Here is an 11,502-nt window from a genome sequence, read left to right as displayed (position 1 = left end):
GCAGGGTGCGGGCGAGACCACCGTCGGCGCGGGGCCAGTCGCTCTCGGTCGCCACCCTGGACGCGGCGGCGCTTTTCAAGATGGCCGACCGGGGCCAGATCGTCGGCGGCCTTCTCGACGGCCCGCTGGCCTTCGACAATGCGATCTCAAAGGAGGCGGCCGAGGCCAAGCATATCGTCTCCGAGGTGGCCGGCGACGCCGACATCCTGCTGGTGCCCGATATCGAGTCCGGCAACATGCTGGCCAAGCAGCTCTTCTATCTGGCGCGGGCCCAGTCGGCCGGGATCGTCATGGGCGCCAAGGTGCCGATCATGCTGACCAGCCGGTCCGACGGGGCGCTGTCGCGCATGGCCTCCTGCGCCGTCGCGCTCCTGGTCGCCAAGGCCCAGCGGTCCAAGCCTGCGAAGTGACCATGCCCCAGATCCTGGTTCTGAACGCCGGCTCGTCCAGCCTGAAATTTGGCGTCTATTCCGTATCTTCCGACGAAAAGTTGTCCCTGGCCTTGAGTGGTTCGGTATCAGGCTTGCCCGATGAGCCTCAGTTCGTGGCCCGCGGACCCGACGGCAGGGTGGCGACCGAGAGCGACTGGCCCCGCGCCGACGGTGGTCTCGCCCGCACCCTGCCTCGATTGCTGGCCTGGCTGGCCAGGACGGGCGGCCTGGACGCGCCCATCGCGATCGGCCATCGGATCGTCCACGGAGGCCTGACCTTCCGAGCCCCTGTCCGGCTGGACGAGGCCGCGCTGGCGCGCCTGAACGAGCTGGTCCCGCTGGCCCCGCTGCATCAGCCTTTCAATCTCGAGGCCGTGGCTGCCGCCCGCACAGCCTTCCCGGACGCCGTCCAGGTCGGGCTGTTCGATACCGCCTTCCATGCCGACCAGCCCCGGTTGGCCCGGATCTACGCCCTGCCGCGGGAGATCACCGATGACGGCGTGATCGCTTACGGCTTCCATGGCCTGTCCTACGACTTCATCGCCGGCGAACTGCGCAGGTTCTATGGCGAGCGCGCGGGGGGCAGGGTGGTGGTCGCCCATCTGGGCAGTGGTGTCTCACTCTGCGCCATGGACCAGGGGCGCAGCATCGCCACCACCATGGGCTTCTCCGCCCTGGACGGCCCACCCATGTCCACGCGCTCCGGCGGGATTGATCCTGGCGTGCTGCTCTATCTGATGGAGACCAAGGGCATGTCGGCTCCGGACCTGACAGACCTGCTCTATCGCCGTTCGGGCCTACTGGGCGTGTCGGGCGAAAGCGGCGACGTCCGGCGCCTGCAGGCCAGCGACAGCCCCGCTGCGCGGGAGGCCCTTGGGCTGTTCGTCTACCGGGTCGCCCGCGAGATCGGCGGTCTGGCGGCGGCGCTGGGCGGGCTCGATCGTCTCGTCTTCACCGCCGGGATCGGCGAGAACGATCCGCAGATTCGCGCCGAAATCCTCACGGCGTGCAAGTGGTTGGGGGTGGATCTGGATGCCGACGCCAACGGCCGTGGCGACACTCGGCTGACCACCGGCGACAGCGCCGTCGAAGCGCTCGTCCTGCCGACCGACGAGCAGATTGTCATCGCCAGGGGCGCGCTCTCGGTGCTGAACGCCCCGGCCGGGTGAGGGCGGCGCTTTGCGCGCCGCCCCCTTCGCGATCAGAACTTGTAGCCGAAGCCGGCCGAGACGACCCAGGGGTCGAGGCTGACCTTGGACTTCAGGCCGTTGGTGGTGTCGGTGGCGTCGGTCTCGAAGTAGATCTTCTTCACGTCGAGATTGGCGCTCCAGGGACCCACCGTGGCGATGTCCACCCCGGCCTGCAGGGCGACCCCAAACCCATCGTCGATGTCGAGGTTGAAGCCGTTCTTGTCCGAGCCGCTGTAGAACAGCATGTAGTTCACGCCGGCCCCCACATAGGGGCTGACCTTTCCGGCCGGGGCGAAGTGGTACTGCAGGGCGACCACCGGCGGCAGCACCCAGGTCTCCTTGACCTTCACGTCCGTGCCGGGACCCTGGGCCTTCACCGTGTGTTTGGTGGTGCCAGCGATCACCTCGACGGCGATGTTGTCGGTGAAGAAGTAGCTGAGGCCGATGGTCGGCATGACATCGGCGTTCACCTCGGCGGTGAGGCCGGTCGCCGCGCCGCTGAGGGTCGTGATCGGATCGCCTGCCTCGGGATCAACCGAGGTCACCCGCACATTCAGCATTTTCACGCCAGCGGCCTTGGGCTGGAAGTCCTGGGCCTGGGCTGTGCTGGCCAGGCCAAGGGCGAGGCTGACGGCGAGGAGGGCGGTGGTGGTCTTCATATCTATCCCCTTCTGAACGGCCGCCCCTTCAGGGCTGGTCGTGCCCCGGAATTGCGCCTGGCCGGGCGGGGGCTCCTTGATCTGGCTCAAGCGTCAGCGTGCGCGCGATGTCGCAGGGGTTTGATACGGGTCAAGGCGGGGGCAGGGCCGATGGGCTCCTATCGTGGTGCAACCCGCAAGGAACCGATCCCATGTCGAAATCCATCGTCAAAGATATCCGCGAAGACATCGACGACACGCTCGAGGACGTGGCCAAGGCGTTGCGCGCCGCCGCCGAAGGCCTCGCCGACGAGAGCGAAGAGGCTGTCGCCAAGGCCGCCGTCGCCGTGCGCCACGCCGCCGACGCCCTGGCCGAGCGCGCCAAGCCCGCCCGTGACCTGGCCGACAAGGCGGTCAAGGAAGTGCGGGATCATCCGCTGGTCTCGGCCGGCGCGGCGCTGACCGCCGCGGCCCTGCTGATCAGCGTGCTGGTCGCTGAGCGCCGTAAAAAGACCTAGGCTGACCCGCCCAGGTTCCGCCGCACTGAACGAGGTTTTCATGCCCTTCAAGGACATCCTGCTTCACCTTGAAACCTATCCTGACCCCACCACAGACGGGGCGGCTGATCAGGCGCTGACCTTCTGCGCAGCCCTTGGGGGGCAGGTCACGGCGGTGGCCGCCCGTGCGACCATCGCCCTGAAGTCCAACCGTCTGGCGAACCTGATGCTGAACCTCGGTGAAATGGCGCGGTCAGAGGAAGGCCGCAGCCAGGCCGCCGCCGATCATCTGCTCGACCGGTTCGAAGCCGCCGCCGTTGCGGCGGGGGTCTATGGCGGACGCATCAGTCCCCACGCGGAGATGTTCGAGGTTCCAGACCTCATCGCCCGGCTGGCGCGAACGCGCGATGTCTGTGTGATCCCCTATGCGCGCGATCCGGGTCCCCAGCAGGGCATGGCCGAGACGCTGATCTTCTCCTCCGGTCGGCCGGTGATCATCTTCCCCGCGAAGGAGGGCGCGGCGCCGAAGACCGAGATCGGGACGGCGATCATCGCCTGGGACGGCGGGCGGTCAGCCGCTGCAGCCCTGGCGGCGGCGCTGCCGGCCCTGCTGGCGGCCAAGAAGGTGGTGGTGTTGACGATCCTGAACGAGAAGCCCTCGGCGACGCCCGCTGTCGCTGACGATGTCGTTCGCCATCTGGCGCTGCATGGGATCACGGCTGAGGTTCAGACCTTCGACTCGGCCGGCGCCAAGATCGGCTCGGTGCTCGAGCATGTGGTCGACCGGACCGCGGCCGATCTGCTGGTCATGGGCGCCTTCGGTCATTCCCGCGCCCGGGAGTTCGTCCTCGGCGGGGCGACCCGCAGCATGATCGAGGCCCCGCCCACCGCGGTGCTTCTGGCCCACTGACCCGGCGCCGCATTCGGCGGCGTCCGGTCGGTCGGCGGCTTTTCATGTCGCCGTTTCTGGATTTGCCCACGACCCTGGGCTAAGCGAGTCTGGCCGCGCAGTGGGCGGCGGTGTGTCGTGTGGGGCCTTCCAGTGACGTTTCAGCATAAGTTTCGAACCCTCACCGCCACGGCCCTGGGCCTCAGCCTGTTGGCCGGCGGCGCGGCCGCCCAGGCGTCAGGCGACACCATAGCCATTGTCGGCGCCACCGTGTTCGACGCCACCGGCGCAGCGCCGCGGGTGGCCAATGTGCTGATCCGCGACGGGCGCATCGCCGCCGTGGGCGAGGACGTGGCCATCCCCGTTGGCGCGGCCACGATCGACGGGCGCGGCAAGGCGCTGACCCCCGGCTTCTTCGATCTCCACACCCACTGGACGCCCAACGGAAGGCCCAACCAGACCCCGGCCATCGCCACGGCCTATGTGCAGGCGGGCGTCACCACCCTGAACGACTTTCACCAGCCCCCGGAGTCTTTCGCGCCACGTCGCCGCTGGCTCTCCCAGCTGGCGTCGCCGCATGTGAACCTGACCGCCCGGATGAGCACGCCCGGCGGTCATGGCGCCGACTGGGCCGACACCGCCACCACCAAGTGGGTCAATACGCCGGAGGCCGCCCGCAAGGCGGTGCGCGATCTGCTTCCCTATGAGCCGGACCTGATCAAGGCCTTCGCCGACGGCTGGCGCTATGGCTTCTCGGCCGACAACACTTCGATGGACGTGAACACCCTCGGCGCCCTGGTCGATGAGGCCCATCAGAACGACCTGAAGGTGGTGACCCACACCGTCACCGTCGAGCGCGGCAAGGTCGCCGCCCGCGCCAAGGTCGATATCATCGTCCATGCCCTGCAGGATCGTCCCGTCGATCAGGAAGCCATCGACCTGATGAAGGCGTCCGGCACGGCCTATGCCCCAACCTTGGCGGTCTATGAACCGGTGAAGCCTGGCCAGTCCCCGCCGGACGATCTCAACAATCCCCGCTACGTCCAGTCCAACGCCAAGTTCCAGTACGCCCTGCAGAACACCAAGACGTTCCACGACGCCGGGATCCTGATCGCGCTTGGCACGGACGCCGGCATGCCGGGCACCCTGCATGGCTTTTCCACCCTGCGCGAGATGGAGCTGATGGTGCAGGCCGGCCTGACGCCGGTGGAGGCCCTGATGGTCGGCACCGCCAACAGCGCCCGGGCCATGGGCGTGCTCGACGACCGCGGCACCATCGAGGTGGGCAAGCGGGCCGATCTCGTCCTGCTTGACGGCGCCCCCTGGACCAACATCGCCGATGTTCGCAAGACCGAGCGGGTGTTCATTGACGGCCGGCAAGTGGTCGGACCGGAGATCGAACTGCCTGCGGCCAACACCGTCATGACCCTGCCGGCCACGCCGGCGGCCCAGGCCCTGATCGACGACTTCCAGGGCGAGCCGGGCCGCACGCGCCTCGACACCTTGCGTGTGCAGGACACCGACGGCGGTATGGACCGCAGCGTGCTGGTCAGCCTGGTGGCGCCCGAGCCCGACGGGAACCAGGCTCTGCGCCTTTCGGCGCGGATGTCGGTGAAGGAGGATCCGCACGCGGGGGTGATCCTGCCGCTCAGCCGCGGGTCTCTGCAGCCTGTGGACGCGGGCGCCTTCAACGGCCTGTCCTTCGCCCTGCGCGGCGACGGCGGCGACTACAAGGTGATGGTCCGCACCGTGGGCGGCTGGTGGGAGACCTCTGTCAAGGCGGGCGCGGAATGGACTGAACTCAGAGCGCCCTTCGCAGACCTGCGGCCCTCGGACGACTGGCGGGGTCCTCAGACCCCCTGGACCGGGGCTGATCTGCTGGAGATCCAGTTCGGCGGCTCTCGTCCGGCCGGCGAAACCCTGTGGCTCGAAGTCGATGACGTTGCGTTTTACTGATCAACGATCACCGACTGTTGATCGGCAAAATCCGCTGAAATGAGGCGAAATCGCTGCATATTTGAGCGCCTAAACGCTCGAATATGCAGCAGTGTGGCCAAATGGTGTCGGGCTGCCTCTTATAACGGCGCTAGATTTCCCCCGCCGCGTATTCGCGGAGTCGGCAGCTGTGAAGATCGGGAAACGTCGATCTCCAGCACAAGGATCGAAGGGGATCACCATGAACTTCAAGTCCTGGGGGCGGCGCAGGCTGCTCGGAACCACCATGCTCTGCGCGTTCGGCGCCAGCGGAGCCCTCGCCCAGACGGCGGACAACACGGTCGACGAAATCGTCGTCATCGGTTCGCAGGTCCAGGGCTCGAAAATCACCGAGGCCGTGCCGGTTACGGTGCTCGGCCAGGACGAACTGCAGTCGGTGGCCGCGGCCTCCGGTGACGAGCTGTTCCGCTCCATCCCGCAGATGGGCGATGTGAGCTTCAACTCCAGCTATCTGCCCAATTCCAGCAACAGCGCCCGCGGTGACGTGGGCTCGGTGAACCTGCGCAACCTGGGGGTCGGCAACACGCTGGTCCTGCTGAACGGCCGCCGGGTGGTGACCCACCCCTCCAGCCGCGCCGACGAGAACCTGGTTCCCGTCCTCACCTACAACACCAACGCCATTCCGGTGAACGGGCTGCAGCGCCTCGAAGTCCTGCGGGACGGCGCGGCCGCCCTCTATGGGTCGGACGCGGTGGCCGGCGTGGTCAACACCGTGCTGCGGACCGACTATGACGGCCTGACCCTGGACGCCCAGTACGGCGGCGCCGAGGGCACGGGCCTGCGCCAGACCGACCTGTCGGCGCTGTTTGGCCGCAACTTCAACCGCGGCAATGTCACGGTCTTCGCCAGCTATACCGACCGCACGGCCCTCGACGCACAGGACCAGGACTACACCGCTTCCCTCGACCGCCGGCCGCTGTTCGCCGGCACCCGGTTCGACGGCGCCACCTCCCTCGACAGCCGCAGCACCGTCACCCCCTGGGGCTATTTCCAGGCCGACGGCGCCGTGCGCCGCAACGGCGCTCTGGTGACGTCGACGGCCGGCTTCTTCCACGTCCAGCCCTCGACCTTCGCCGGCTGCTCGGCGCCCTTGAACGGCGACATCTGCCTGGATGACGGCGCCATCGCCACGGCTGCGGCCGACCGCGACCTGCGCTTCGACTCCCCGGCCGCCTACAACACCACGGTGATCCCCCAGGTCGAGCGGGTGAACCTGTTCCTGACCGGCAATTACGACCTCACCGACGAGATCACGGGCTTTGGCGAACTCGGCTACTATACGGCCACGACCAAGAGCACCCAGACCTCGACCGGCACGCTGTCCTCGATGCCGATCACCATGCCGGCCTCGAGCTATTACAACCCCTTCGGCCCGACCACCTTCGCCAATGGCGCGGTCAATCCGAACCGCCTGAGCGGCATCGACGCGCCGGCCAGCGGCCGGGCCGTGACGATCCGGACCTACAACTTCTCGGATCTCGGCCCCAATCAGGTCGATGTGGAGAACTCGCAATGGCGCGCCCTGGTGGGCCTGCGGGGCGAGCGGTTCGGCTTCAACTGGGAAGGGGCGCTGCTCTATTCCAAGGCCGAGGTCGAGGACGTTTCCGACGGCGTCAGCGCCACCCTGCTGCAGCAGCAGCTCTCCCTGTCCACCCCGGACGCCTACAACCCCTTCAACGGGGCCAACCTTCTGAACACCAGCCTGGCCGATACGGCCCCGAGCAGCCAGGCCGCGCTTGATGCGATCCGGATCAAGACCGTCCGCCGCAACACCAGCTCGCTGGCCCTGGCCGACTTCAAGATTTCGCGTCCCGACCTCTTCGCCCTGCCGGCCGGGGAGGTGGGCATGGCGCTCGGCGTCGAGTACCGCCGTGAGACCCAGAAGGACGACCGTGACGGCCGCGTGGACGGCACGATCAACTTCACCGATGCGGTGACCGGCGTCGCCTATACCGGCGACCTGATCGGCACCAGTCCGTCGCCCGACACCAAGGGCTCGCGCACCGTCGCCTCGGCCTTCATCGAGTTCGGCGTGCCGGTGATCTCGCCGGACATGAACATCCCGCTGGTCCAGAGCGTCGAGATGCAGCTGGCCGGTCGCTTCGAGGACTTCAGCGACGCCGGCTCCGTCGCCAAGCCCAAGGTCGCCGTGGCCTGGGACGTGGTCGACGGCCTGCGGTTCCGCGGCTCCTGGGCGCAGGGCTTCAAGGCGCCGAACCTGGAGCAGGTCAACGCCACCCTGGTGACGCGCTCCAACACCCGCACCGACTTCATCCGCTGCGAGGCCGATCTGCGCGCCGGTCGGATCACCAGCTTCTCGGCCTGCTCGCGCTCGGGCGCCACCACGGCGCAACGGGCGGGCAACCAGGACCTGCAGCCGGAAGAGTCGGAAACCTGGGGGGCCGGGGTCGTCTTCGAACCCCAGTTCCTGCCCTCGGAAGTCGGGAACTTCATCTTCACCGTCGACTACTGGCGCGTGAAGCAGGAGGGCATCGTCGGCCTGTTCGGCGAGGGCAACGCCCTGATCCTCGACTACCTCCTGCGTACCCAGGGTTCGAGCAATCCCGACGTGATCCGCGCCGATCCGACCCCGGACGATGTGGCGGCCTTCGCCGGCACGGGCCTGAACCCGGTCGGCCAGGTGCTGTACGTCAATGACCAGTACCAGAACCTGTTGCCGCAGGAGGCCCGTGGCCTCGACTTCGGCGTGGCCTGGAGCCTCAACGGCACCCGCTTCGGCGACTTCTCGGCCAGCGTCAACGCCGCCCATCTGATCAAGTTCTACCGCCAGCCGTCGCCGGCCATCCAGGCGCTGCTCGATGCTCAGGCGGCCGGGGAGATCAATCCCGGCGTCGATATCTCGGGCGGTGGCGATCTGGTCCGCGACGAAGGCCGGCCGGAGTGGAAGTGGTCGGCCTCGGCCACCTGGCGCTACGAGCAGTTCACCGTCGGCGCGTTCACCCAGTACATCGGCGACGTCCAGGACTTCGGCCTGATCGACGCGGCCGGTGACCCGTGGATCGTCGATAGCCAGGTGACGGCGAACCTCTATGGGCAGTACGAGTTCGTGGACGGCATGGCCGCCAATACCCGGCTCCGTCTCGGCGTCCGCAATCTGACCGACGAGAAGCCCCCTCTGGCGTCCGACGGTTACCTGGGCGAGCTCTACACGCCCTATAGCCGCTACTGGTATGTGAGCGTTCGCAAGACGTTCTAGGCCAAGCGTGCGGGCGCTCCCTCTTGGGGGCGTCCGCACAGGCTTGTATCGGCCCCCGATCGGCAGACGATGGGGGGCAGGCGGGGCGTCAGCCCCTGGTTCACTTGTTCCCCTGGAGTTCTCCCATGCGCGCCGCCCGCAAGATCGCCCTGATGAGCGCCGCCAGCCTTTGCCTGGCGCTGTCTGCTGTTCCCGTCGCCGCCCAGGTCACCCCGCAGGACAGCCAGACCCTGATCGCCAGCGTCGAGCAGGGCGCGCCGCGGATGGCCGAGGTGGCCCATCAGATCTGGGAATATGCCGAGGTCGGCTATCAGGAGACGAAGAGTTCGGCCCTGCTGCAGTCGGAACTGAAGTCCGCCGGCTTCACGGTCGAGGCCGGGGTGGCGGGCATGCCCACAGCCTTCGTCGCCAGCTTCAAGAATGGCGACGGTCCGGTGATCGCCATCCTCGCCGAATTTGACGCCCTGCCGGGCCTGGCCCAGGAAGCGAAGCCCGAGCGCGCGCCGATCGCCGGCCAGATCGCCGGTCATGCCTGCGGTCACCACCTGTTCGGCGCGGCCTCTGTCGCCGCCGCCCAGAGCCTGGCGGCCTGGATGAAGGCCAACAATGTGGCCGGCGAAATCCGCGTCTATGGCACGCCGGCCGAGGAGGGCGGTTCAGGCAAGGTCTATATGGTCCGCGAAGGCCTGTTCGAGGATGTGGACGCCACGCTCCACTGGCACCCGAGCGACGGCAATAGCGCGGCCCAGGGCGTGTCCCTGGCCAATATCTCCGGCAAGTTCCGCTTCGCCGGCGCTTCGGCCCACGCGTCGGCCGCCCCCTTCCGCGGGCGCTCGGCCCTGGACGGGGTCGAGATCATGAACGTGTCGGTGAACTATCTGCGCGAGCACATCCCCGACGGGACCCGCATCCACTATGTGGTGACCGATGGCGGCACCGCGCCCAATGTCGTGCCGGACAAGGCCGAGGTCTACTACTACGTCCGCCACACCGATCCCCAGGTCGTCCGCGACGTCTTCGCCCGCATGCAGAAGGCCGCCGAGGGTGCGGCCATGGCCACGGAGACGAGCGTCAGCTTCGAGCAGACCGGCGGCGTCTACAACATGCTGGTCAACGACACCCTGGGCATGGTGATGGACCAGGCCCTGCGCGAGGTCGGGCCGCCGGTGTGGACCGCCGAGGAAAAGGCCTTCGCCGAGGCCATGAGCGCCCAGCTCCCGGCCGGCGCCAAGGCGCCCCCGGTCAGTGAGATCCGACCCTATTCCAGCGGCGGCGGGGGCGGCGGCTCCACCGACGTGGCCGATGTGAGCTGGGTCACGCCGACCGCCGGCATGGGTGCGGCCACCTGGGTCCCCGGCACGCCAGCCCACAGCTGGCAGGCGGTGGCCGCCGGCGGCATGAGCATTGGCTCCAAGGGCGCCGAGGTGGCGGCCAAGACGATCGCCCTGGCCGGCGCCCGACTGCTGCGCGAACCCGAGCTGATCGAAACCGCCAAGGCCGAACTCAACGAGCGCCGCGGCGGTGACTTCACCTACGAGGCCATGGTCGGCGACCGCGCTCCGCCGCTGGACTACCGCAATTCGTCCAAGGGCGACTGAGCACTTCTTAAGGCCGGTCAGGCCGACTCCCGCAGGAGCGTCTGGCCGGTCTGGGCGCCGGCCCAGAGGAAGGCGCGGTAAGCCTCGAAACACTGCTCGCCGCAGAGCAGCCGCATGATGGCGCCTTCGGCGATGGCTGGCAGGGTTTCGGGGTGCTCCTGGGCCAGCGGCATCAGAGCCTCGGCGTTCCAGGCCTTGGAATGCTCCACATCCAGCACGGCGTGCAGGTCGAAATACTTGCGGAGCTTGGGGGCGGCGCCCAGGCGCTTCAGGCCCGCGGCGACGGAGGCGACCCTTGTCGGCGCCGTCAGCTCGACCACGCCCAAGGCGCCCACCGAGTGATAGGCGTATCGTCGGGTGGTCGCGAAGGCCGTCATGGTGTTGGCCAGGGCCAGGGATTGCCACAGGGTGCCTTCGATGGTCGGGGCAAGCTCAAGCCCCTGGACCGTCATGTCGAGCATCGGCCCGTGCATGCCGCCCATATTGCCGCGGCCCATCTCGTCCCAATAGTTGCGGGCCAGCTCCAGTTTCGGCCGGGCCGGCAGCTTGACCTGGGTCATGGCCACCAGATCGTCGAAGCCAGCCTCGCCGGCGGCCTCCTGTGTCAGGAACCAACGCATCTGGTCCATGTCCGCCTCGGTGGCCAGCCAGTCGAACAGGGGATCCCATTGGCCGGGGCCACTTTCCTTGAGCCCTTCGAACCAGGCGATGAAGCCGTCCGGATCGGTGGGCACGGCCGCAACGGCGTCCTGGACCTGGGCGCGGAAGGCTTCGATGAACTCCCCTTCCTTGTGCTGCATCCGCTGGTCGCGGCTGAGCTCGAGGCGCCAGTCCTGGCGCGGCACGGACGGCGACAGCCGGCTACGGTTCCACCGCGCCAGTCCGCGGTGAAGGCTATTGGGGTCGGCGAAACCTGCCGCGGGGGCGCTCTGAAGGCCCAAGCCCTGGATGATGGCCATGGAAATCTCCTCTTGGCGGGAGAAAGGCGCTGGCCGGTCTGCGGGTTCCGCGCGGATGGCGTTTAGCGGGCCAGATTCACCGAAAATC

General features: G+C 68.0%; 9 protein-coding genes. 7 read left to right on the top strand and 2 right to left on the bottom strand.

Annotation, left to right across the window (positions count from 1 at the left end):
• The coding region (locus tag Q7S93_RS10680) for a phosphate acyltransferase (RefSeq protein ID WP_304713878.1) at positions 1–410 on the top strand (410 nt) is incomplete at its 5' end.
• A 2-nt stretch (positions 411–412) separates the two neighbouring features.
• The gene (locus Q7S93_RS10675) at positions 413–1,600 is read left to right on the top strand and encodes an acetate/propionate family kinase (RefSeq protein ID WP_304713877.1); all 1,188 of its coding nucleotides are present in this window, start codon (positions 413–415) and stop codon (positions 1,598–1,600) included.
• A gap of 32 nt (positions 1,601–1,632) precedes the next feature.
• Here the strand turns inward: Q7S93_RS10675 and Q7S93_RS10670 are convergent, their stop codons facing one another.
• Entirely contained in the window at positions 1,633–2,280 is a 648-nt protein-coding gene (locus Q7S93_RS10670) for an OmpW/AlkL family protein (protein WP_304713876.1), read from the bottom strand.
• 191 nt (positions 2,281–2,471) lie between these two features.
• Here Q7S93_RS10670 and Q7S93_RS10665 point away from each other — a divergent pair, with 191 nt between their 5' ends.
• The 5 genes from Q7S93_RS10665 to Q7S93_RS10645 all read left to right on the top strand — a co-directional run bounded on the left by Q7S93_RS10665 (position 2,472) and on the right by Q7S93_RS10645 (position 10,455).
• A complete protein-coding gene (locus Q7S93_RS10665; RefSeq protein WP_304713875.1) occupies positions 2,472–2,777 on the top strand; it encodes a hypothetical protein in 306 nt (101 codons plus the stop codon).
• A 40-nt stretch (positions 2,778–2,817) separates the two neighbouring features.
• Positions 2,818–3,666: a universal stress protein gene (locus Q7S93_RS10660; protein WP_304713874.1), complete on the top strand. Its 849-nt coding sequence runs from the start codon at positions 2,818–2,820 to the stop codon at positions 3,664–3,666.
• A gap of 132 nt (positions 3,667–3,798) precedes the next feature.
• Complete coding sequence (locus Q7S93_RS10655) at positions 3,799–5,601, top strand: amidohydrolase family protein (RefSeq protein ID WP_304713873.1); 1,803 nt, start codon at positions 3,799–3,801, stop codon at positions 5,599–5,601.
• Between the two features lie 220 nt (positions 5,602–5,821).
• Positions 5,822–8,857, top strand: a complete 3,036-nt coding sequence (locus Q7S93_RS10650) for a TonB-dependent receptor plug domain-containing protein (protein WP_304713872.1) — start codon at positions 5,822–5,824, stop codon at positions 8,855–8,857.
• Between the two features lie 125 nt (positions 8,858–8,982).
• Positions 8,983–10,455, top strand: a complete 1,473-nt coding sequence (locus Q7S93_RS10645; RefSeq protein WP_304713871.1) for an amidohydrolase — start codon at positions 8,983–8,985, stop codon at positions 10,453–10,455.
• 17 nt (positions 10,456–10,472) lie between these two features.
• On the opposite strand, the gene Q7S93_RS10640 is transcribed toward Q7S93_RS10645, so the two are convergent.
• Positions 10,473–11,414: an iron-containing redox enzyme family protein gene (locus tag Q7S93_RS10640; protein WP_304713870.1), complete on the bottom strand. Its 942-nt coding sequence runs from the start codon at positions 11,412–11,414 to the stop codon at positions 10,473–10,475.
• Positions 11,415–11,502 lie beyond the last annotated feature (88 nt).

The sequence above is a fragment of the Phenylobacterium sp. genome (assembly GCF_030646615.1).
Lineage (GTDB): Bacteria > Pseudomonadota > Alphaproteobacteria > Caulobacterales > Caulobacteraceae > Phenylobacterium.
The sequence above is the reverse complement of the archived record's forward strand: the minus strand, read 5'-3'. Positions and strand labels throughout refer to the sequence as shown.